Source organism: Halorubrum sp. SD626R (assembly GCF_001261915.1).
GTDB lineage: Archaea > Halobacteriota > Halobacteria > Halobacteriales > Haloferacaceae > Halorubrum.
Window position 1 is genome coordinate 24,620 of sequence record NZ_CVRT01000052.1, and the last position, 20,563, is coordinate 45,182.

Here is a 20,563-nt window from a genome sequence, read left to right on the forward strand (position 1 = left end):
CGAATCCCCGAACCGCCGATCTAGTCGCGTTGTCCTCCGCTGAGCCCTCGATTCGGCCGAGCCACCCGCCCAGCCGGACCACCTACCCAGCCGAACCATCCCCTGGTCGACGCGTCCGTCCGGTCGAACAGCACGTTCGGCCGAACCGCGCGTTCGGGCGACCATTGTCGAAGTGGACACAGTTATGCGGCTTCCTCCGTTACGGGCGCTCATGTCTGCTGATCACGCTTTCACTTCGCGATCTCGATCCGTTTCTCCACCGACCCGACCCGACGACCGCGACCGGAGTTCCCGCGACGAGGTGCCCGTATGCGCGTAGTCGCCAAGTTCGGCGGGACGAGCCTCGGGAGCGGCGACCGCATCGAACGCGCGGCGGACTCCGTCGCGAACGCGGTCGGAGCGGGCCACGAGATCGCGGTCGTCGCGAGCGCGATGGGATCGACCACCGACGAACTCCTCGACGACATCACCTTCGAGACGGACGACGCCGACCGCGCCGAGATCGTCTCGATGGGCGAGCGAACCAGCGTCAGGATGCTCAAGGCGGCCCTCTCGGTCCGCGGTATCGACGCCGTCTTCCTCGAACCGGGCCACCCCGACTGGCCGGTGATCACGAACGAGCTCGGTGAAGTCGACGTCGAGGAGACGAAGAAGCGCGCACACGCGCTCGCGGAGCGGCTCGACGGCGTCGTCCCGATCATCACCGGCTTCCTCGCGGAGGACCACGACGGCAACGTCACGACGCTCGGCCGCGGCGGCTCCGACACGACCGCGGTGATGCTCGGCAACTACATGGACGCCGACGAGGTCGTGATCGTCACCGACGTCGAGGGCGTCATGACCGGGGATCCCCGCGTCGTCGAGGGGGCCCGGAACGTCGGACGGATCACCGTCGACGAGCTCCGGAACCTCTCGTTCCGCGGCGCCGAGGTCGTCGCGCCGTCGGCGCTCTCGTACAAGGACGAGGACCTCTCGGTCCGCGTCGTCCACTATCAGCACGGCGACCTCCTCAGGGGCGGGACCCGAATCGAGGGTCAGTTCGAGAGTCTGATCGACATGCGCGAGGAGCCGCTCGCGTGCCTCACCATCGCCGGGCGCGCGATCCGGAACCGATCCGGGATCCTCTCCCAGCTCGCGAACGCCCTCCGCGAGGAGGAGATCAACATCGACGCGGTCGCCTCCGGGATGGACTCGGTCACGTTCTACGTCGATGTCGACGTCGCGGAGACCGCCGAGGCGCTCCTCCACGAGGCCGTCGTCGACGACGAGGCGCTCTCGTCGGTGACCGTCGCCGACCCCATCGCCGTCATCCGGGTGACCGGCGGCGAACTCCCGAACCAGCCGGGCGTCATCCAAGACATCATCGCCCCGCTGTCCGACGCGGGGATAAACATCATCGACCTCATCACGAGCGCGACGTCGGTCGCAGTGTTCGTCGACTGGGACGATCGAGAGGAGGGCCTCGAAATCGTCCAACAGCGGTTCGACTGACGACTCGTCCGATCGGGTTCACTCGTCTCATACCTCGGCCGATTTCGCCCATCACCCCGGCCGATTTCACTCATCCGACCGCCCGTCTAACTCCTCGTACTCGATCCGATACCGCGTGGTCCGCCGTCCCTCGAATCGCGGCCCTCTCCCGGCGACGGCGAACCCCGATGCCTCGATGACCTCGCTGGTATCCTCGTCGTTCGGAACGACGACTTCGACGCCCATCCCCTCTCGGCGCGCGAACCGCCGCGGCTCCTCGAAGAGCCGTTCGATCGTCGAGCCGCTCCCGTCGAAGTCGGTCACGTGAACGGTCCCGTCGCGAACGTCGAACGCGACGAACCCGAGCACCGTTTCCCCGTTCTCGTCTCTCCCGCTTCCGCCTCCGCCACCGGCGTCGCCTCCACCGCTGTTACTTCCGCTATCGGTGTCGCCTCGATCCCCATCGGTGTCGCCTCGACCTCCAACGGCTTTGCCGTCGCCGTCTTCGCCCTCCACTGCGACCCGGACCGACCGGTCGTGAATCATGTTCCTCACGACGTCCTCGGGCCGACCGATCACCGTCGACAGCGCCTCGGCGTCGGACTCGAGTGCGTCACGGATCCGCATACCACGGCTACCGGACGAACCCGTATAAACCCGCTGACGTTCGGCTCCCGCGGTCCGTCGGAATCCCGCCCCGCACCCGAAGCGTACCCCGCCCCATCCGAACCGGATCCGGTCCGTCCGAAGTAATATACTTTTAACCGACCGGCGGACCCAGGGTTCGACATGAGCAAATCCACAACGATCGTGCTCGGAACGATCGGCGTCTCGGCGGCCCTGTCCGTACTCATCATCCTCTCGTACGTGCTCGGCTGATGTTCTCGTCCCGGTCGCTCGACGACGACCTCGGCGCGGTCCGCGAGGACCACGCGCCGGGATCGGCCGTCCTCGACGTCGACGCGGACTTCGAGACGCTCCCGCCGGCGTCCGCCGAGGACCTCGGACTGTTCGTCGACGGGCTCTCCCCCGCGTCCTTCCCGCCGGAGTGGCTCCCCGACGAGGTGCCCGAACTGCTCCGGCGGTACGCCGGCCCGACGTTCACCGTCGGGCTCCCCGGAGACGGCACCGTCGTCCGGACGACGCAGACCGAGCCGCAGACCGTGCTCGTCAAACAGCGGGCAGAGGGGACGCCGGACGACTTCCTCGCGTTCCTGATCGCCGACCGACTGGTCCAGGTCGGCGTCTCGCCGTCTCCCGGATCGCTTCCGGCGGAGACTCCCTCGGACCGTCTCCCCGAGAGCTTCCTCCCGTTCTTCGGCGAGCGCTACCGCGACCTCGACGCCGCGATCCGTCGGCCGGACCCCGACACCGGTGCCTCGACCACGGGGCACGGTCCGAGCGACGTCTTCCAGGTCGCCGCCGCGCTGTTCGACGCGTGGGTGGGGTTGTACACTAGGGACGTCTTCGCGTCCTGGGAAGGACGCCACCCGCGGCTGTTCGACGCGTGGACCGACGCCGGCGACCGCCTGGAGGGCCGCCTCGGCGACCTCGTCGGGGAGGTCGCCCGCGGCGAGACCGACTTCGCGAGCGCGACGGAGTACGCCTGCTCGGCCGTCCGCCACGGGCTCGACCTGCCCGCGCCGTTCGCCGCGCTCGACACCGCCGCCTACCGTGACCGCGGCGCTCCGTACGCGGTGAAGTGGGCGGAGAAAACGTTCGAATCGATGGCCGACGTCGACTGATCGGCCGCCTCGGCTCCGACTGACCGACCGCCCCTACATTTCGAATCTGACGTTCCCCTCGCCGTCGAGTTCGATGACCCCCTCGAACAGCCCCCGGAACCGGTCGAGCGTGGCGACCTCGTGGACCTCCTCGGAGAGGTGGAAGATCCCGACCGCGTCGTGCTCGTCGAGGAGCGCGAGGATGTCCGCGGCCGCCTCGAACACGGCGTCGTCGTCGGCGTAGTACGCCATCTCGGTGAGCGAGTCGACCGAGACCCGCCGCTTCCCCTCGTTCTCCGTGAGGAACCGCTCGACCCGGTCGACGACCCCGTCGAGGTCGTCGGGGGCGGAGACGTAGTACACGTCGTCGCTGGAGCGCCGCGAGTACCCGCGTTCGACGGAGAGCGTGTCGAGGATCGTCGCCTTCGTCTCGTCGACGTCGTAGTACTCCAGCTTCTGTTCCACCTCGCGCGCGGTCGTCCGCGTGGAGACGACGAGGAACGCGTCGGTGTCGGTCTTCAGGAAGTCCGTGTCGATCCGGTCCGTCTCGCCGATGCTCGGGTGAACGAGCAGCAGTCCCGTGCCGCCCGGGATCGTTTCCGGCCCGTTCTCGATGGCGAGCGAGTAGTCCATGGGATCGGAAACCCCCCGACCGACTTAACGATGCGGGCCACGTCGCCCGACTGCCCCTCTGCGCAGTCCCCGCGACCGGTCGCCCTTGGACGCGAGCCGCGTCGGCCGACCGGTTTTTGACTCTCCCCCGCGTCGGGGCGCACGATGGCCGGCCACGACACCGCGCGCGACGTCTACAGACAGGCGCTGCCGGTGATCCTCGTCAGCCTCGTCGCCGGGCTGTTCGCCGGGACCATCCTCGGCTCCGAGACGATGCGCGCCGGCATCTCGGAGGTCCCCGGCCTGCTCCTCCTGCTCCCGGCGTTCCTCGCGACCCGCGGCGGCGTCTACGGCTCGCTCGGGGCTCGCCTCTCGACCGGCCTCCACCAGGGGCTCATCGAACCCCGATTCCGGCTCGACCGCCGGCTCAGGAACGCCGTCCTCGCCTCCTTCATCAACGGGATGAGCGTCTCCGTCTTCATCGCCGTGGTCACCTACCTCTGGCTGACGCTCCTCGGGACCGACGGGAACCTCCTCCAGCTGATCGGGATCATGGTCGTGGCGGGATTCCTCTCCGCGGCGCTCATGATCTCGGTGCTGATCGCCGTCATCTTCGTCGGGTACCGGCGCGGACTCGACCCGGACAACGTGATCGGCCCGGTCGTGACGACGCTCGGCGACGTGTTCGGGGTCTTCTTCCTCCTCGTCGGGATCTACGTCGTGGGGGCCGTGCTGTGACGGACGCCGACGCGGGAGGCGATCCCACGTCTGATTCGGACGGTCGCTCGGCGTCCGGTTCGGCCGACCGCTCGGCGTCCGGCGCGGAGACGACGATGGCCGACGAGTGGTCGATCCGTCGGATCGTCCGGACGATGATCCCGCTGCTCGCCGCGCTGTCGGTGCTCCAACTCGTCTCGGGGACCGTTCTGGAGACGTACGAGGCGGTGCTCGTCGACAACCCGGCGCTGCTCGTGTTGGTCCCGGTCCAGATCGGCACGGCCGGCAACCTCGCGTCGATCACCTGCTCGCGGCTCACCACGCAGCTCTACCTCGGGACGTACGAACTCGACCCGTCGAACCCCGCGCTCAGGGCGAACGCCGGCGCCGTGTTCGCCCTGGCGGGCACCGTCTTCGGCGCCGTCGGCGTCGCCGCGTGGGCCATCGGCGTCGCGCTCGGCGGCACGCTCGGGCTCGGGCGGGTGCTCCTCGTCTCGATCGTCTCCGGCATGCTCCTCGCCGTCCTCGTGGTCGTCGCCAGCGTCGCCGCCGTGGAGGCCTCCTACCGGATCGGGCTCAACCCCGACGACACCACAATCCCCGTCGTCACCAACGTCTGCGACATCGCCGGCGTGTTGATCCTCTTCGCCGTCGTCTCGGTCGTCGTGTGACCTCCGAACCGTCGCTCGCGACCCTCGGAGCGCCCGGATCAGAACACGCTGTCGGCAGTCGCGGCGCCGACGACGCTGAACACCGCGCCGACCGTGATCGCCTTGGCCGTCGTCGCCCAGAGATCCGCTCCCGTCACCCCCTGCTGGATGAGGAAGGTGTCCGGCGCGTCGAACAGCACCGCGAGGACCGCCACGGAGCCGAATGCGACGGTCATCAGCGACAGGAACCGGGCGGGGATCCCCGCGATCTCCTGCTCGACGTCGGGGTCGCGGTCGGTGTCGGCCCGATAGAGCGCGGCGTACCCGATCAGCGCGACGATCCCCGCGGTCAGGGCCCCCTGGATCCAGTGCATGCCGGCGGCGAGCACCCACACCTCCTCGGTGACGACGAACGGTCCCGCGAGGAGGAACCCCCCGACTGCCTGCTGCGCGGAGTCCGCGATCCGGAACTTCGGTCGACGGAGGCTCCGCGGGCGTTTCATACTCCCCGAACGGACGGCAGCCGATAAAACGACGGCGCTTTTCGGTCCCGTGTCTCGGTGACCGAGAGCCGTCCCCCTCCGAACCGGTTTTCACCCGTCCCCCCGTCATGCCGTCATGAGCGTTCGCGAGGAGTTCGACGAGTGGGCGACGTCGGGGAAGGACCGCGGGATGGAGGACAGGCACTGGCACACCGCGAAACACGTGCTCGCGCGGATACCGGTCGAGCCGGGCGACGCCGTCCTCGATCTGGGCACCGGTTCCGGCTACGCGCTCCGCGCGCTCCGCGAGCGCGGCATCGGCCGCGGCTACGGGCTCGACGGTGCACCGGAGATGGCCCGCAACGCCCGGAGCTACACCGACGACGACGCGGTCGGCTTCCTCGTCGGCGACTTCGACGCCCTCCCCTTCGCCGACGACTCGCTCGACCACGTCTTCTCGATGGAGGCGTTCTACTACGCGGCCGACCCGCACAACACCCTCCGCGAGATCCGGCGCGTCCTGCGGCCCGGCGGCACCTTCCACTGCGCCGTCAACTACTTCGCCGAGAGCGAATCGACCCACGCGTGGCAGGAGAACATCGCGATCGAGATGACGCTGTGGAGCCGCGCGGAGTACCGCGAGGCGTTCCGCGACGCCGGGTTACACGTCGCCGAACAGGACAACGTGCCCGACCGCGAGATCGAGATCCCGGACGCCTCGGCGTTCCCGACCGACGACTGGGACTCCCGCGAGGCGATGGTCGACCGCTACCGGACGTGGGGGACGCTGTTGACGGTCGGCGTCGCGCCCTGAATCAGTCGCTTACGCGGTATTCCGTGGTGTTGTAGACACCGTAGCGCTCGTGCTTATCGCCGTTTGTTTATAACTGATTGACGGCGATTCGACGGTGACCACCTCCAAAGCCCCAGCCGGGAGGCGGGCGCACGCTCGCTTCGCTCCCCGCTCAGTCGCTACCGCCCCTTCGCTGCGGTGCTTGTGTCGCCTGCGACCGCCTCCCGGCTGCCCCTTTGAGTCCCACCCGCTCGCGACCGCACCGCAGCCTCACGCCTCCCCAGCCTCGTCGCTGGCGCCGATGGCGCCAGCGACTCCCTCGCACGCGCTCCTCGCGCCCGGTGGGCGCTCGGAGGCGCGCGCCGACGGTCTTCTATACATGTCCGCCCACGCTCACCCGCCGATCCCTTTTAACTATGCGAACCGTTCGCACAGTTGATACCAGATGGAACTCCGCTGTGAGGACTGCGCCGGCTGCTGCGTCGACTGGCGGGCGCTCGCGCCGGACGCAGCCGGCTCCGACCGCGCCGGCGACCGCCCCCCGCTCGACGACGTCTACGGGTTGGCCCCGCTCACCCGCGACGAGGTCGCCGCCTTCCTCGAAGACGGGCTCGGCGACGCCCTCGTCCCGCGGCTGTTCGAGCCCGCCGAGCGCGACGCGACCGCCTCGATCGACGGCGTCGAGGTGGCGGCCGCCGACGACCGCCCGGTCTTCGTGATCGGCCTCCGGAAACCCCCAAAGCCGGTCGCGCCGATCGGCACCGACGAGCCCCGCTGGCTCGACGCCTGCGTCTTCCTCGATCCGACGACGCTCCAGTGCCGGATCCACGGCGGCGACCTGTACCCCCGGACCTGCTCGACCTACCCGGGGCACAACCTCGAACTCGACGCGGAGACGGAGTGCGAGCGCGTCGAGGACGCCGGCGGCGGCGACCGCCTTCTCGACGACGAGCCGCCGACCGACCTCCCCGCGCCCGCGTTCGGCCCCCAGGCCCTCGGAACGACCGTCTTCGCCTACCCCGACCCCGACGACCTCGACGGCGTGGTCGACCGGATCCGAACCGACTCCCTCACCGCCGACGACCGCGCCCGGTTCGTCGGGGCCGCCGTCGGCTCGCGGCCGGGGTCGCTGTCTGTCGACCGCGACCGGATGGCGGGGGCCCGTGAGCGCGCCCGGGAGGCCGACTCGTGGGCGGGACGCGCGATCCGCGCGTGGACCGAGCGCGCCGCCGGCGACGGCGACCCCGCTTCCCTCGGCGTCGACTCCCGCAACCGGCTGATCCGCGAGCTGGAGGACGACGCCGGTGCCCCCGGGACGCCCGGGTGGGACTGACGGGGACCCCCGAACCCCGATCACGGTGGAGGGGAACGAAGGCTCGCGTGCGCGCACACGCGCGAGAGTCTTATCCCGTTCGAAACCCTACCGGTGACGTGAACGAACGACGACCCACGGAACCCGACGAACCGGTCGAATACGACCGCGTGGACGTCTCGGTCCTCGTCGTCGGTGCCGGCGCCGCGGGAGCCCGCACCGCGATCGAGCTCGCCGAACGCGGGATCGACGACGTGCTCGTGCTCGGTAAGCGGGGCCACGGCGACGCCCACACGACGTGGGCGCGCGGCGGAATCAACGGCGCGCTCGGTACGCACGACCCCGAGGATTCGCCGGCGATCCACGCCGCCGACACCCTCAACGAGGGGCACTTCGTCAACGATCCGGCGAAGGTCGAGACCGTCACCGAGCAGATGCCGGAACGGCTCCGCGAGCTCGACGAGTGGGGGATGGAGTACTCGCGCACCGACGAGGGAGAGATCGATCAGCGCTTCTTCGGTGCCCAATCGTTCCGCCGGACGGCGTTCGCCGGCGACCACACCGGCGAGTCCCTCTTGAACACCCTCGTCGACCGGGCGCAGGAACTGTCGGTCCCGTACCGCGAGAACGTGATGATCACGAAGCTCGTCTCGGACGGCGATGCGGTCTACGGCGCCGTCGGGTTCGACATGGACGCCGGCGAGTTCGTCCTGTTCAACGCCGGCACCGTCGTCCTCGCCGCCGGCGGTCACGCGGCGATCTACGACCGACACACCTCTAGGGACGACGAGAACAACGGCGACGGGGCGGCGCTGGCGTACGACGCCGGCGCCTCGCTGATGGACATGGAGTTCATGCAGTTCCACCCGACCGGGATGGCCGTCGACGAGAGCGACCCCGAGTGGGAGCCGTGGAGCGGCCGCCTCGTCACCGAGGCGGTCCGGGGCGAGGGCGGCCGCCTGTTCAACGCCGACGGCGAGCGCTTCATGGAGCGCTACTCTCCCGATCAGATGGAGCTCGACGCCCGCGATGTCGTCGCCAGGGCGATCGCGCAGGAGGTCGCCGAGGGCCGCGGCACCGAGAACGGCGGCGTCTACCTCGACATCTCCCACCGCGACGCTGACTTCATCCGCGAGCGACTCCCGCGGATGTACGAGCGCTTCCAGGACCTCGGGGTGGACATGGCCGAAGCGCCCGTCGAGGTGGCCCCGACCTCCCACTACGGGATGGGCGGCGTCGCCGTCGACGACGGCGGCGAGACCGGTGTAGACGGGCTGTTCGCGATCGGCGAGACGATGGCGGGCGTCCACGGCGCGAACCGCCTCGGCGGGAACTCGCTGGCCGAGACCGTCGCGTACGGCGTCGTGGCCGGCGAGCGGATCGCCGACCGCGCCGACGGCCCGGGTGAGGTGCCCGAGGACCTCCGCGAGGGGCTCGTCGAGCCGCACCTCAGCGACCTGAACACGTTGGCGGGCCACGACGGCGAGCACGAGGCCGAGGCGGTGCTCGCCGACCTCCGGGAGGTGATGTGGGACCACGCCGGGATCCTCCGCGACGAGCCGTCGCTTCGAGAGGGCCTCGACCACCTCGAAGCCGTCCGCGGCCGCGCCGCCGACATGCGCGTCGGGCCCGTCACGAGCGAGTCGTTCGAACTCGCCGTCGACATCGGATTCTCCCTCGTCGCCGCCGAGGCGGTGCTCCGCGGCGCGCTCGAACGGGAGGAGTCCCGCGGCGCTCACTACCGCACGGACTACCCCGACCGCGACCCCGACTGGCGGCGGAACGTCTACTTCGACGCGGCCGATGTCGGTGGGATGACCCTCCGGACCGAACCGGTCGACGAGCCGAGCGACGCCGTGCAGGCCGCGCTCGACGAGGGCCACGAACTGGACTACCACCAGCTGGAGTGACGCCGGCGCGGTCCCGGATCCGTCGCGCGCTACCCGCCTCGCTTCCGATACCACACGCGCTCGCCGACCGGCGACTCGCCGTCGTCGACCGAGAGCCGCCCCACGAACAGGTCCCTGACGGCGAGCGTGATCACGAGTTCGACGGGACTCTCGTCGTTCCCGCTCTCCCTGTCATCGCCCTTTCCCCTCCTTCCATCGTCGCCCGCGTCCCGCGTGACCGGCCGGACCGTCACGACCGCGTGCCCGTCGCGCTCGTCCATCGACTCGACCACCCCGACCGACCACCGGTCGACGCGGTGCGACGGCTCTCGGGCGTGGACGCGGTCGTGATTCACGTGGTCTCTCCCGGCCGCCAGACCCCTTGCCGTCGGTCGAGCCACGCGACGACGACCACGTGCGGGAGCGTCATGGCCGCGATGGCGACGAGCGACACGGCGAGCAGGTCGCCCGGGGCGGCGACCCCCGCGGGGACCGAGAGCCCGACCGCGGCGACGACGAGGAACCCCCCGAGCGTGAGCGGGGCGGCGTCGCGCCCGAACCGCGCGAGGGCGCCGGGGAGGTCGCCGTCGCCGAGCGCCGCGGACGCCCGGTCGTCGACGAGGATCAGCCGTCCGACGTGGCGGAGGCCGTGCCAGAGCGCGAAGTACACCCCAATCGCGAAGACGGGCGCGGCGAGCAGGAACCACGCCCACAGCGCCGAGACCTCGCCCGCATCGCGGAGCCACCCTCGCCGCGAGGCGCCCCCGCGGACCCGCCGGTAGCCCAGGCCGACCGACAGCGCCGTCGCGGCCGCCATGAACGCGCCGACGGCCAGCCGCGTTTCCGGGACGAAGACGGGGGCGACCGCGGCGGCCGCCGCGGTCGCGTCGACGACGAACAGCCCGACGATCCACTCGGCGACCAGCCGGTACTCCTCCGGGTGCGCGACGAGCGGGACGCCCATCGGGAGCCCGCCGCGCACGACGAGGCTCAGCCAGCGCTCGGCCGAGGTCGGCAGGTGGTCGACGCCGGCGACGACGAGCGCCGCGACGTCGCCCTGTCCCCAGTGCAGCCACGTGAGCGCGATGAACCCGACGAACGCCGCGACCGGCGCGAGGAAGAACGCCGCGACGACCGCGCCGCCGAGGACCGCGTAGGCGACGGAGACGACCGCGACCGACCGCCGGAAGGAGACGTTCGTCGCCGCCCGCAGGGGAACGAGGTGGTCGACCGCGCCGTGAGCCATCCCGACGACGAGCGTCCCCAGCGCGAACGTCGCGACGCCGACCTCCACCGGAAACAGGGGGGTCACGGCCCCGACCGGCAGCAGCGCCGCGAGCGCCAGCGCGGGGTAGAACGCGAACCACCGGTCGACCGCCGACCGAGCGGGGTCGTCGCCCTCGTCGACCGCCGCTCGACGCTGCGCCGCCGAGCGCGTCGCGGTCTCAGTCATCGACCGGTTCGGCCGGCTCCGGGTCCGGTTCGAGCGCGTCGGCCGCGGTCTCGGTCGGCCGACCGCGCCGGTCGTTCCAGTCGAGGACCCACTCGAACAGCACGAGCCCGTTCACTGTCATCACGCCGGCCGAGGCGAAGAAGAGCATCTCCTCGATCGGGAGCCCGAGGACGGCGATCCCGGTCGTGAACTCGGCCGAGAGCCGCCACGTCCCCATCGCGATCGCGATCCGGTCGGCGACCCAGAAGTACGCCGCGGGGAGGAACGTCGCCGCGAGCCACATTCGCGGCGTCCGGACCAGGTAGCCGCCGCCGACCGCCCACTGGAGCGCGAACACCGGGCCGACCCACGCGATCAGCCCGCCGAGGTAGAGGTACGAGGGGTCGAGCGTCACGAGCCAGAGCCCGACGACGACCATCGCGACGCCGGCGACGACGCCGGCGATCCGCGGCCCCCGGTCGAAGTCGCCCTCGCGGAACGTCGGGTCGAACCCGATCAGGTGGAGCGCGAACGCGGTGACGACGGTCTGGATCGTGAAGAAGAGGTACTCGCCGAGCGGGATCGACAGCGCTCGAACGAGCACCGCCCCGTCGGCGTACGACCACGCCCCCTGTCGGATCATGTAGCTGATCCACGGCGTCGTGTAGAGGTACGCGATGGCGACGAGGATCGCGATCCCGGCCGTCGCGCGCCGCCGGCGAACGAGATCGTACCGCGGCGCGAGGTACCACAGCGCCGCGACCACGGGGAGGCTGAAGACGAGGTGGAACTGGAGGTACGTCAGCGTCGGAAGCATCTACTCACCCCGGCGACGGCGATCATGGCTCCATGTTCGCTTTCCCTCTTATTAAGGGCCCGTCCAAACAGTGTGACCGAGTCCGACGATCGTCGAGGTCCCGCTCGGCGGTCATCGAGGCGACGACTCGACCGAGAGCACGCCGTGTCCCTCCAGCACCTTCCCGAGCCGGAACATGGAGGCGACGACGGCGTCGCAGACGGGACGCACCGCGTCTTTCGGCACGAACCCGACCGCGAGCCCGGCGACCTCCAGCATCGGGAGGTCGTTCGCGCCGTCCCCGATCGCGACCGTCTCGCTCATCGGGACGCCGAGGTCGGCGGCGAGCTCCGCCAGCGCGTCGTCCTTCGTCCCCTCGATGAGCGGCCCCTCGGCCTCGCCGGTGAGCTTCCCACCGGACATCGGGAGGCGGTTGGCGACGATTGTGTCGGCCTCGACGTCCTCCTTCGCGAGCGCGCGTTCGACGCCGCGCTCGAAGCCGCCCGTGAGCACGGCGACGTGGTGGCCGTCGGCCCGCAGCCGCTCGATCAGCTCGCCGGCCCCCGGGCGGAGCGTCACCTCGTCGAACGCGCCGTCGACCGCCTCCTCGTCGAGCCCTCCGAGCAGCTCCGCCCGCTGATAGAGGCTCTCGGCATAGCTGAGTTCGTCGTTCATCGCCCGCTCCGTGATCGCCGCGACCTCGTCGGCGACGCCAGCGCGCTCGGCGAGGAGGACCGTCATCTCGGAGTCGGACAGCGTGCCGTCGAAGTCGAACGCGATCAGGCTCATAGGCCTCGTTCGGCGCGGCGGGGTATTGAAGCACCTGATCACGCAGCGGGCGCCGCGGGCCGGTGGGACTTTGACGGCCGACGCCGTCGGTCCCGTATGGACCGAACCGACGCGGACCGCGCCGACGTCGACGTCGACGACCTCCTGAAGGTAATCCTAGGGCTCGCTATCGTGTGGCTTCTCCTGGAGGTCCTCGGGGCGGTACTGGATCTCACGTTCGCGCTCTTGGACGCACTCCCGACGCTGATCGTCGTCGCCATCGTCGTCCTGATCGCCTTACGGCTCACCGACCGGATCTGAGGCGTGTTCAGCCTGAACGTCCCGCTCCCGCCCGCGGTAGGCGACCTCGCGGCCGATCTCCACCCGAAACTATCGGGGTTCGACCGCGTGCGCGACCGACACACCCTCGTCTGCAAGCGGCTCGGGGTCGAGGACGTTCCCGATCGGGTCGACGGCGGCGAGTCGAATCGCGGGCTCGGGTCGTCGCCCTCGCGCCCGCCCAAGCCCGACGCGGTCGCGGCGCTGCGCGAGGGCCTCCGCCCCCTCTTGTCCGGAACCGACCCGTTCGAGGTCGCCGTGACCGGGATCGACGTCTTCGACGCGCCCGCGTCCGGCTCCCGTCCGGTGGTGTACCTCGCGGTCGAGAGCGAGGGGCTCGTCAGGCTCCACCACCGGCTGTGCGCGGCCTACGGCGCGATCGATCGGATCGAGGGCGACGAGTTCGTCCCGCACGTCACTCTAGCGCGCGGCGGGAACCCCGACCCGGGCGTCGTGGCCGACCTCGTCAATCGGGAGTTCGAGCCGATCCGGTGGCGGGTTCATGCAATCGAGATGTACGACCCCGAATTTCGTGAAGTGGCCGCGACTATCAACTTATAAGTAGCTGCTAGCGGATCGGCGGTGAACACCTCCAAAGCCCCAGTCGCGACGACTCGCGCACCTCGCTGCGGTCCTCAGTCGCTCGCGTTGCTCGCTCCCTGCGGTCCTTGCCTCGGTGTGTTTCGTCCTTTCGAGAGACTCCGTCTCTCGTCTTCCCGCTCGCCTCGCTCGCGGGAATCGCGACTGCCCCTTTGAGTCCCACCCCGCACCGCAACCGCACAGCCTCACGCCTCTCCAGTCTCGTCGGCCACTCTCCGCTTTGCTCCGAGTGATCGACTCCCTCGCACGCGCTCCTCGCGCCCGGTGGGCGCTCGGAGGCGCGCGCCACCGCTATCGGGTTATAAACAGTACGTCGCCGCCAGCGCTCACTCTTGATCGCCGTCTTCAGTATCCGAATCGTTGCGCTCCCCCGGCTCGTCGACCGCGTGGTGCGGCCCCACCGGGCCGTGCGTCGGGCAGACGCCGGCGATGGGGGTCGCGTTGAGACAGCAGGCGCGCTGTTCGCTCGCGATGACGCCGCGCGAGAGGGGCTCGCCGCAGCGCCGACAGTACGACCCCGTCCCGTCGCCCGGCATCCCGGTCAGCGCTCGCGAATTCGCATCGGCACCGGGTGGTCCGGGTGCATCGTCAGCGAGCCGCGCAGCGAGAGGTCGGGGCCCTCGTAGCCGAGGTCGTACCGCGAGCACACCTCCGCGAGGATCAGCTTGGCCTCCAGCAGCGAGAACGCCTTCCCGATGCAGTGCCGGGGACCGCCGCCGAACGGGAAGAAGGCGAACCGCGGGCGTCCGCTCCGGCGCTCGGGCGTCCATCGACTCGGGTCGAACGCCTCGGGGTCGTCGTACCAGCGCGGCGACCGGTGGACAACCCACTGCGACAGCATCAGCGCGGAGCCCTCCGGGATCCGGTATCCCCCGATCTTCACGTCGAGCTTCGGCTCGCGAAAGAGGGTGTAGACGGGGGGATACAGCCGCATCGCCTCGTTCAGGACGCGCTCGGTGAACTCCATGTCGCGGGCGTCGGCGGCTGTCGGGGCGCCGCCCTCCGTCGCCGTCGCGGCCTCCTCGGCCACGCGCTCGCGGGCCTCGGGGTGGTTCGAGAGCAGGTAGAAGGTGTAGGTGAGCGTGAGCGCGGTGGTGTCGTGGCCCGCGAGGAGCATCGTCACCAGCTCGTCGCGGAGGTTCTCATCGGTCTGCTCGCCGCGGTCGCGGGCGCGCAGCAGGACCGAGAGCAGGTCCATCGGGAGGTCGCCGTCGGCGTCGCCGGCGGGGCCGCGCACCGCGACGCCCTCGGGGCCGGCCGGGTCGGCGGCGGGGTCGCGCTCGGTCCCTCGGCGTCGGTCGACGATCCCGTCGATCACCGATTCGAGGGTGTCGACCGCGGCGTCGAACTCGCGGTTCTCGCGGGTCGGCACCCAGTTCGGGATCAGGAAGCGACGCGGGTCCGGCTCGAACCGCGCGCCGAGCGGCTCCAGCTTCTCCTGGACCGTCTTCACCTCCTCGTCCGTGATGTCGGCGCCGAACATCGCCGAGACGATGATCTTGACGGTGAGGCGAGCGACCTCCAGCTGGACGTCGACGACGTCGCCGCCCTCCCAGTCCGCGAGCTGCGACCGGGTGTGATCGACCATCGTCCCCGCGAGGGCCCCGATCCGGCGGTTGTGGAAGGAGGGGTTCGCGAGCTTCCGCTGGCGCTGCCACGTCTCCCCCTCGCTCATGAGGAGGCCGTTCCCGAGCAGTGTGTCCATGGCGTCGTCGCCGAACTGCGGCTTGCGGTAGCGGTCGGCGTCGGCGACGAGCACGCGTTCGACATCGGCGGGGTTCGTCAGGAGGTAGGTCTCGCGCGGGCCGAGGTCGAAGCGGACGACATCGCCGTAGCTGTCGGCGCAGGCTCGCATGAACGAGAACGGGTCGTCGGCGTACTGGCGACCGTTACCGAAGACGGGGTCGCCGATGGGTCCGGGCGGCGTGACGGACATACGAGAGACAGGGTCTCGGCGAGGTTAAACGTTCGGCGGGGGAGCACGCGCCCCGGCTACCGACCCGCGTCCGGCGGCCTCTCGCCGGGCGACCGGCCGTCTACTGCCGGGCGTCCAGCCGCTCGACGCGGGTGATCAGCTCGTCGACGGCGGCCTCCTGGTCGTCGGTCGCCTCGACGATGCGGTCGGTCGCGTCCTCGGTGCGGTCGGAGCGCTCCCGGACCGCCTCCAGCGACGACGTGAGCTCCTCGACGGTGGCGGCCTGGTCGTCCGTGGTCCGGGCGACCTCGGCGACCCCCGCGGCCGCCTCGTCGACCGCGTCGGCGATCTCTTCGAGGGAATCGAGCACCGTCTCGATCTCGGTCCCGGCGTCCTCGATGCGGTCGTGCGAGCGCTCGACGGCGGTGCTCGTCTCGTCGGACTGCGCCTGGAGCTCCGCGAGGCTCTCCGTGATCTCCTCGGTGTAGCCTCTGGTCTCGTCGGCGAGCTTCTTCACCTCCTCGGCGACGACCGCGAAGCCGTCGCCGCCCTCCCCGGCGCGGGCGGCCTCGATGTTGGCGTTCAGCGCGAGCAGGTTCGTCTGTTCGGCGACGTCGGAGATGACCTCGATGACCTCCTCGATGTCGTCCATACGCTCCGAGAGCGCGCCCACGCTCTCGACGAGCTCGTCGCCGATCTCGACGACGTCCTCGGTCGCCTCCCGGGCGTCCTCGCTGGCGTCGAGCCCCTCGTCGGCGGCCTCGCTGGCGGCGACCGCGGCCGAGTCGACCTGGTCGGCCGTGGCGGCGACCTCCTCCATGCCGGCCGAGAACGACTGCATCTCGGAGACGCTCTCCTCTAACAGCTCGTTCTGCTCGTCGACGTTCTCGGCGATGTCGGCGGCCGCCCCGCTCGCCTCCTGGACGGTCTCGTCGATCTGGCGCGCCTGCTCGTGGACGCTCTCGGAGAGGTCCTGGAGGTTCTCGGCCATCCCGTTAACGACGCCGATGACCTGCAGGAGGTCATCGTCGAGGATCTCGCACTCCTCGTGGCAGACGGCGCGGGAGTCGAGGTCCCCCTCCCCGATCTCCTCGGCCGTCTCGCGGATCTCCGAGACCAGCCGCTTCGTCGCGTCGCGCTCGTTGACGTTCTCGGTCCGGTCGATGACGACCTCCGTGACGCCGACGAGCTCGTCGCCGTCGTACAGTGGGGTCGCCGTGAACTCGATGTGCTTCTCGTCGCCGTGGCGGTCGACCATGGTGCTGGTGTCGCGGTAGCGGTCCTCCGCCGAACCGCAGCGTTCGACCCCGTACACCTCGTCGGCGGTCTCGGGCGCGTCGAGCACCTTGTCGGCGAGCGTGTCGGCCCGGCGGCCGTCGGGGTAGAACAGCTCCGAGACGTGGTCGTGCCCGACGGCGTCCTCGCGCTCGGCGCCCGTGAGCGAGGCGATCGATTCGTTCCACTCGGCGACGTTGCCGTCGGCGTCGAGAATGAACGTCGGCACGCTCGTCGCGTCGAACACCTGTTCGAAGCCGGCGGCCGCGAGCGTCCCGGCGCGGTCGACGCCCTCCTCCTCGGTGATCGCGTACTCCTCGCCGCCGGACTCGCCCGTCCCGGGCCTCTGACCGGCCCCGTTCGCCCCCTCGTCGCCGATCGGGTCGTCGACGACGACGCCCCCGTCCGGGACCGACCGCGAGTCCCGATCCCGCCCGAGCACGCGTCGGAGCAGCCCTCGAACTCCAGTCATATTTACGTTGCTCTCTTCCAAGCACCCGAATAAAGCGTTCCCTCCGTTATTCACGCCTGATAATGAACCCGGTCCGGCGCTCGGCGGGGCATCGGCCGCGCCCCCGCCCGCAGCGTTCAAACGCGTCCGGCGGCTACGCCGATCCGATGGACGCCGACGCCGTGCGCGAGCGGGCCGCGGACCTCCCGACCGAGCCCGGCGTCTACCAGTTCCGCGCGGGGGAGACGACGCTGTACGTCGGCAAGGCGGTCGACCTCCGGGACCGGGTGCGGTCGTACGCCGACCCGCGCTCGGGGCGCATCCGGGGGATGGTCGCCCGCGCCGACCGGATCGAGTTCGCGGTCACCGACACCGAGACGCAGGCCCTGCTCCTGGAGGCGAACCTCATCAAGCGGCTCCAGCCCCGGTTCAACGTGCGGCTGAAGGACGACAAGTCGTACCCGCTGATCGCCTTGACCGACCACCCGGTCCCGCGGATCGAGGTCACCCGCGATCCGGAGGAGGGCGCGGTCGCGTACGGCCCGTTCACCGACAAGGGCCGCGTCGAGACCGTGCTGAAGGCGATCCGCGACGAGTACCGCCTCCGGGGCTGCTCGGACCACAAGTACGCGAACCGCGACCGCCCCTGCCTCGACTACGAGATGGGGATCTGCTCGGCCCCCTGCACCGGCGAGATATCTCCCGAGGGCTACGCCGAGGACGTGGCCGCGGTCCACCGCTTCCTGGAGGGCGAGACGGGCGTCCTCGCTGACCCGCTGCGCCGGCGGATGGAGGCCGCCGCCGAGGGCGCGGAGTTCGAGCGCGCCGCCAACCTCCGGGACCGCCTCGAAGCGGTCGAGGCGTTCCACGGGGAGGGCGGCGAGGCGGTCAGCGACCGGTCCGACGACCGCACCGTCGACGTGCTCGCGGCCGCCGTCGAGGGCGACGTCGCCCGCGTGGCCCGGCTCCACAGCGAGCGCGGTCAACTGGTCGACCGCAGTCGGCACCGACTGGACGCGGCCGCCGTGGGGGACGACGAGGGACCGGAAGCGACCGCCGACCCCGCCGACCCCGCCGACCCCGACGCCAACACCCCCGCCGCGGTGCTGTCCGCCTTCCTCACGCAGTACTACGCCGAGCGGGAGTTCCCGGACGCGGTCCTCCTCGCCGAGCGCCCCTCGGACCCCGACGTCGTCGACTGGCTGGAGTCGGAGGGCGTCGCGGTGCGGGTCCCCGGCGCGGGTCGCGAGGCGAAGCTCGTCGAACTCGCGCTCAAGAACGCCCGCAAGCGCGGCGGCCGCGACGACCCCGTCGGCGCGCTCGGCGAGCGGCTCGGGATCGACCGCCCCGCCCGGATCGAGGGGTTCGACGTGAGCCACGCGCAGGGCACCGCCGTGGTCGGCTCCGACGTCTGCTTCGTCGACGGGAGCGCCGAGACGGCCGACTACCGTCGAAAGAAGCTCACCGACCGCAACGACGACTACGCGAACATGCGAGAGCTGATCCGCTGGCGCGCCGAGCGCGCGGTCGAGGACCGGGACGACCGCCCCGACCCCGACCTCCTCCTGATCGACGGGGGCGAGGGCCAGCTCGGGGCCGCCCGCGACGCCCTCGCCGAGACCGGCTGGGACGTCCCCGTCGTCGCCCTCGCGAAGGCGGAGGAGCTGGTCGTCACCCCCACGGGGACCCGCCGGTGGGACGACGACGCCCCCGAGCTGCACCTGCTCCAGCGCGTGCGTGACGAGGCGCATCGCTTCGCCGTCTCCTACCACCAGACCGTCCGCGACGAGGTGGCGACCGTCCTCGACGACGTGCCCGGCGTCGGCCCCGAGACGCGGCGCCGGCTCCTGCGCCGGTTCGGATCGGTAGAGAACGTCCGGGACGCCTCCCGCGAAGACCTCACCGATGTCGACGGTGTCGGTGACGCGACGGCCGACACGCTCAAACAGCGCCTGTAACCGACCGACCACACCGAGGCGACGCGAGACCGATTGCCGCACGGTCGGGACGAACCGCGCTGCCGCGACCCGGTCGAACGCCCGCGGACAGGGGTGGAACGGCCTCTCACGAGGACCCCAACCATTTGTGTCGCGCCGTTCAACGCCGGATCGTGAACGGATCGACCCGAATCGCGGCCCTCCTCGTGTTGGTCGTTCTCGCGGGCGTCGCGGGCGCCGCGTTCGTTCATCAGACCGGGGAGAAACCGGTCCACGTCGAACGGACCTCCTGTGAGACGGGAGCGGGCGTCAGCTGTGAGGCGACGCTCGTGAACACGGACGACGAGACGGGGTACAACCTTGCCGTCCGCGTGATCGGATACGACGCCGACGGCGACGTCGTGACGCGGTACACGAACGACGGGACCTCAGACGGCGGCGGCATCATGGACGTCTCGGCGGGCGCGACGGGGAACGTCACCATCTCGACTTCCTCACCCGAGCCCGTCGCCGAGGCCGACGTTCGGGTCGTCGAGGTCGAGGCGGTCGAGGAGTGATCCCGCGGTTCTCGTCGGTGCCATCACCCTCTACTACGAGTATTCGGGTTCGGCCGGCGTAGCACGGCCACGGACGCAAAACGCATACTCCGCCTCGAGGGGGCCGCTCTCGACGCCGTCGACGATTTATCCCTCGCCGCGCCCAACTCCCTGCCCGTCATGCGAGCGTTCTTCGCCGTCGACCTCCCGGACGACCTCACGGAGCCGGTCGCGGAGGCACAGGCCGTGTTCGAGGGCGCCCAGGGCCTGCGGTTCGTCGATCCCGAACAGGCGCACGTGACGCTGAAGTTCCTCGGCGAGGTCGACGAATCGGACGCCGACGACGCGGACGACGCCGGCGAGACCGCCGCTCCCGCCCTCGACGACGCGATCGCGGCCGGCGAGCGCGCGGTCGCGGCGGCCGACGTGGGTCGGTTCGAGTGCGCCGTCGAGGGGTTCGGCGCCTTCCCGAACCGCGACGACGTGTCCGTCGTGTGGGCGGGAGTCGAGCGCGGCGGCGACGACCTCACCGCGCTTCACGGTGCCCTCGAGGCGGTGACGACCGCGCTCGGCGTCGACCCCGCCGACCACGCGTTCACGCCCCACGTCACGCTGGCGCGCGTAGAGAGCGCGACCGAGGCGGAGGCGGTCCGAGACGCGCTCGACGCGGGCGACCCCGAGGTGGGTGCGTTCTCGGTCGACGAGATCCGGCTGGTGGCGTCGACGCTGACCGCGTCGGGGGCCGAGTACGACGCGGTCCGAGAGTTCCGACTGGAATAGCGCGGTTCGCGGCGTTCGGCTCGGCCCGCACCGCGGGCGGGTTCTCAGCGGTGATAGCCGCAGGCGTACGTTTAACCTACCGGAT

General features: G+C 70.8%; 22 protein-coding genes. 12 read left to right on the forward strand and 10 right to left on the reverse strand.

The annotated features are described in order from the left end of the window. Positions 1-309: 309 nt before the first annotated feature. Entirely contained in the window at positions 310-1,491 is a 1,182-nt protein-coding gene (locus SD626R_RS04655; protein ID WP_092564182.1) for an aspartate kinase, read from the forward strand. Between the two features lie 66 nt (positions 1,492-1,557). On the opposite strand, the gene SD626R_RS04660 is transcribed toward SD626R_RS04655, so the two are convergent. Continuing rightward, positions 1,558-2,097: a hypothetical protein gene (locus SD626R_RS04660; protein WP_092564185.1), complete on the reverse strand. Its 540-nt coding sequence runs from the start codon at positions 2,095-2,097 to the stop codon at positions 1,558-1,560. Between the two features lie 251 nt (positions 2,098-2,348). On the opposite strand from SD626R_RS04660, the gene SD626R_RS04665 reads away from it, so the two are divergent. Continuing rightward, complete coding sequence (locus SD626R_RS04665; protein ID WP_092564188.1) at positions 2,349-3,215, forward strand: DUF7089 family protein; 867 nt, start codon at positions 2,349-2,351, stop codon at positions 3,213-3,215. Positions 3,216-3,248: 33 nt separating this feature from the next. Here SD626R_RS04665 and SD626R_RS04670 read toward each other — a convergent pair whose 3' ends face one another. Next, positions 3,249-3,827 carry a DUF7090 family protein gene (locus tag SD626R_RS04670; RefSeq protein WP_092564191.1) on the reverse strand — a complete coding sequence of 193 codons (579 nt, stop codon included), beginning with the start codon at positions 3,825-3,827 and terminating at the stop codon, positions 3,249-3,251. 144 nt (positions 3,828-3,971) lie between these two features. Between SD626R_RS04670 and SD626R_RS04675 the strand changes: the two genes are divergently transcribed. Then, a complete protein-coding gene (locus SD626R_RS04675; protein ID WP_092564194.1) occupies positions 3,972-4,544 on the forward strand; it encodes a magnesium transporter in 573 nt (190 codons plus the stop codon). Positions 4,545-4,639: 95 nt separating this feature from the next. Then, positions 4,640-5,194, forward strand: a complete 555-nt coding sequence (locus tag SD626R_RS04680) for a magnesium transporter (protein WP_092564319.1) — start codon at positions 4,640-4,642, stop codon at positions 5,192-5,194. Positions 5,195-5,232: 38 nt separating this feature from the next. Here SD626R_RS04680 and SD626R_RS04685 read toward each other — a convergent pair whose 3' ends face one another. Next, positions 5,233-5,676, reverse strand: a complete 444-nt coding sequence (locus SD626R_RS04685; RefSeq protein ID WP_092564197.1) for a DUF2391 domain-containing protein — start codon at positions 5,674-5,676, stop codon at positions 5,233-5,235. 115 nt (positions 5,677-5,791) lie between these two features. On the opposite strand from SD626R_RS04685, the gene SD626R_RS04690 reads away from it, so the two are divergent. The 3 genes from SD626R_RS04690 to SD626R_RS04700 all read left to right on the forward strand — a co-directional run bounded on the left by SD626R_RS04690 (position 5,792) and on the right by SD626R_RS04700 (position 9,670). Then, positions 5,792-6,469, forward strand: a complete 678-nt coding sequence (locus SD626R_RS04690; RefSeq protein WP_092564201.1) for a class I SAM-dependent methyltransferase — start codon at positions 5,792-5,794, stop codon at positions 6,467-6,469. Between the two features lie 424 nt (positions 6,470-6,893). Further along, positions 6,894-7,781 (forward strand): YkgJ family cysteine cluster protein, encoded by an 888-nt coding sequence (locus SD626R_RS04695; protein WP_092564204.1) that lies wholly within the window; start codon positions 6,894-6,896, stop codon positions 7,779-7,781. A 98-nt stretch (positions 7,782-7,879) separates the two neighbouring features. Next, positions 7,880-9,670, forward strand: coding sequence for an L-aspartate oxidase (locus SD626R_RS04700; RefSeq protein ID WP_092564207.1), 1,791 nt, complete (start codon positions 7,880-7,882; stop codon positions 9,668-9,670). A gap of 29 nt (positions 9,671-9,699) precedes the next feature. On the opposite strand, the gene SD626R_RS04705 is transcribed toward SD626R_RS04700, so the two are convergent. The 4 genes from SD626R_RS04705 to serB all read right to left on the reverse strand — a co-directional run bounded on the left by SD626R_RS04705 (position 9,700) and on the right by serB (position 12,666). Further along, positions 9,700-10,005 (reverse strand): DUF7861 family protein, encoded by a 306-nt coding sequence (locus SD626R_RS04705; protein ID WP_092564210.1) that lies wholly within the window; start codon positions 10,003-10,005, stop codon positions 9,700-9,702. Then, positions 10,002-11,102 carry a Brp/Blh family beta-carotene 15,15'-dioxygenase gene (locus SD626R_RS04710; protein WP_137782644.1) on the reverse strand — a complete coding sequence of 367 codons (1,101 nt, stop codon included), beginning with the start codon at positions 11,100-11,102 and terminating at the stop codon, positions 10,002-10,004. Before SD626R_RS04710 ends, SD626R_RS04705 begins: the two co-directional genes overlap by 4 nt. Continuing rightward, positions 11,095-11,898, reverse strand: a complete 804-nt coding sequence (locus tag SD626R_RS04715; RefSeq protein WP_092564213.1) for a lycopene cyclase domain-containing protein — start codon at positions 11,896-11,898, stop codon at positions 11,095-11,097. The genes SD626R_RS04710 and SD626R_RS04715 overlap by 8 nt, the downstream gene beginning before the upstream one ends. 111 nt (positions 11,899-12,009) lie before the next feature. Next, positions 12,010-12,666 carry a phosphoserine phosphatase SerB gene (serB, locus tag SD626R_RS04720; protein ID WP_092564216.1) on the reverse strand — a complete coding sequence of 219 codons (657 nt, stop codon included), beginning with the start codon at positions 12,664-12,666 and terminating at the stop codon, positions 12,010-12,012. A 96-nt stretch (positions 12,667-12,762) separates the two neighbouring features. On the opposite strand from serB, the gene SD626R_RS04725 reads away from it, so the two are divergent. Together SD626R_RS04725 and SD626R_RS04730 are read left to right on the forward strand one after the other, a co-directional pair. After that, positions 12,763-12,966 carry a DUF7554 family protein gene (locus SD626R_RS04725; RefSeq protein ID WP_092564219.1) on the forward strand — a complete coding sequence of 68 codons (204 nt, stop codon included), beginning with the start codon at positions 12,763-12,765 and terminating at the stop codon, positions 12,964-12,966. 3 nt (positions 12,967-12,969) lie between these two features. Next, the gene (locus tag SD626R_RS04730; RefSeq protein ID WP_092564222.1) at positions 12,970-13,545 is read left to right on the forward strand and encodes a 2'-5' RNA ligase family protein; all 576 of its coding nucleotides are present in this window, start codon (positions 12,970-12,972) and stop codon (positions 13,543-13,545) included. A 365-nt stretch (positions 13,546-13,910) separates the two neighbouring features. Here SD626R_RS04730 and SD626R_RS04735 read toward each other — a convergent pair whose 3' ends face one another. The 3 genes from SD626R_RS04735 to SD626R_RS04745 form a co-directional block, all read right to left on the reverse strand. Beyond that, on the reverse strand, positions 13,911-14,120 hold the full coding sequence (locus tag SD626R_RS04735; protein ID WP_092564225.1) for a hypothetical protein: 210 nt from the start codon (positions 14,118-14,120) through the stop codon (positions 13,911-13,913). A gap of 5 nt (positions 14,121-14,125) precedes the next feature. Beyond that, positions 14,126-15,520: a cytochrome P450 gene (locus SD626R_RS04740; RefSeq protein WP_092564228.1), complete on the reverse strand. Its 1,395-nt coding sequence runs from the start codon at positions 15,518-15,520 to the stop codon at positions 14,126-14,128. Between the two features lie 100 nt (positions 15,521-15,620). After that, the gene (locus SD626R_RS04745) at positions 15,621-17,246 is read right to left on the reverse strand and encodes a methyl-accepting chemotaxis protein (RefSeq protein ID WP_092564231.1); all 1,626 of its coding nucleotides are present in this window, start codon (positions 17,244-17,246) and stop codon (positions 15,621-15,623) included. Between the two features lie 146 nt (positions 17,247-17,392). Between SD626R_RS04745 and SD626R_RS04750 the strand changes: the two genes are divergently transcribed. The 3 genes from SD626R_RS04750 (at position 17,393) to thpR (ending at position 20,478) form a co-directional block, all read left to right on the forward strand. Then, entirely contained in the window at positions 17,393-19,183 is a 1,791-nt protein-coding gene (locus SD626R_RS04750) for an excinuclease ABC subunit C (RefSeq protein ID WP_092564233.1), read from the forward strand. A 152-nt stretch (positions 19,184-19,335) separates the two neighbouring features. Then, positions 19,336-19,719: a hypothetical protein gene (locus SD626R_RS04755; RefSeq protein WP_092564236.1), complete on the forward strand. Its 384-nt coding sequence runs from the start codon at positions 19,336-19,338 to the stop codon at positions 19,717-19,719. A 159-nt stretch (positions 19,720-19,878) separates the two neighbouring features. Next, a complete protein-coding gene (gene thpR / locus SD626R_RS04760; protein ID WP_092564239.1) occupies positions 19,879-20,478 on the forward strand; it encodes an RNA 2',3'-cyclic phosphodiesterase in 600 nt (199 codons plus the stop codon). Positions 20,479-20,563: the final 85 nt, after the last annotated feature.

What these genes read in the sequence shown, in the direction of transcription:
- serB (WP_092564216.1), bottom strand. Translation starts at nt 12,666, where the DNA reads ATGAGCCTGATCGCGTTCGACTTCGACGGCACGCTGTCCGACTCCGAG.
- SD626R_RS04695 (WP_092564204.1), top strand. Translation starts at nt 6,894, where the DNA reads ATGGAACTCCGCTGTGAGGACTGCGCCGGCTGCTGCGTCGACTGGCGG.
- SD626R_RS04710 (WP_137782644.1), bottom strand. Translation starts at nt 11,102, where the DNA reads ATGACTGAGACCGCGACGCGCTCGGCGGCGCAGCGTCGAGCGGCGGTC.
- SD626R_RS04735 (WP_092564225.1), bottom strand. Translation starts at nt 14,120, where the DNA reads ATGCCGGGCGACGGGACGGGGTCGTACTGTCGGCGCTGCGGCGAGCCC.
- SD626R_RS04725 (WP_092564219.1), top strand. Translation starts at nt 12,763, where the DNA reads ATGGACCGAACCGACGCGGACCGCGCCGACGTCGACGTCGACGACCTC.
- SD626R_RS04740 (WP_092564228.1), bottom strand. Translation starts at nt 15,520, where the DNA reads ATGTCCGTCACGCCGCCCGGACCCATCGGCGACCCCGTCTTCGGTAAC.
- SD626R_RS04715 (WP_092564213.1), bottom strand. Translation starts at nt 11,898, where the DNA reads ATGCTTCCGACGCTGACGTACCTCCAGTTCCACCTCGTCTTCAGCCTC.
- SD626R_RS04670 (WP_092564191.1), bottom strand. Translation starts at nt 3,827, where the DNA reads ATGGACTACTCGCTCGCCATCGAGAACGGGCCGGAAACGATCCCGGGC.
- SD626R_RS04680 (WP_092564319.1), top strand. Translation starts at nt 4,640, where the DNA reads ATGGCCGACGAGTGGTCGATCCGTCGGATCGTCCGGACGATGATCCCG.
- SD626R_RS04665 (WP_092564188.1), top strand. Translation starts at nt 2,349, where the DNA reads ATGTTCTCGTCCCGGTCGCTCGACGACGACCTCGGCGCGGTCCGCGAG.
- SD626R_RS04750 (WP_092564233.1), top strand. Translation starts at nt 17,393, where the DNA reads ATGGACGCCGACGCCGTGCGCGAGCGGGCCGCGGACCTCCCGACCGAG.
- SD626R_RS04660 (WP_092564185.1), bottom strand. Translation starts at nt 2,097, where the DNA reads ATGCGGATCCGTGACGCACTCGAGTCCGACGCCGAGGCGCTGTCGACG.
- SD626R_RS04675 (WP_092564194.1), top strand. Translation starts at nt 3,972, where the DNA reads ATGGCCGGCCACGACACCGCGCGCGACGTCTACAGACAGGCGCTGCCG.
- thpR (WP_092564239.1), top strand. Translation starts at nt 19,879, where the DNA reads ATGCGAGCGTTCTTCGCCGTCGACCTCCCGGACGACCTCACGGAGCCG.
- SD626R_RS04685 (WP_092564197.1), bottom strand. Translation starts at nt 5,676, where the DNA reads ATGAAACGCCCGCGGAGCCTCCGTCGACCGAAGTTCCGGATCGCGGAC.
- SD626R_RS04655 (WP_092564182.1), top strand. Translation starts at nt 310, where the DNA reads ATGCGCGTAGTCGCCAAGTTCGGCGGGACGAGCCTCGGGAGCGGCGAC.
- SD626R_RS04690 (WP_092564201.1), top strand. Translation starts at nt 5,792, where the DNA reads ATGAGCGTTCGCGAGGAGTTCGACGAGTGGGCGACGTCGGGGAAGGAC.
- SD626R_RS04745 (WP_092564231.1), bottom strand. Translation starts at nt 17,246, where the DNA reads ATGACTGGAGTTCGAGGGCTGCTCCGACGCGTGCTCGGGCGGGATCGG.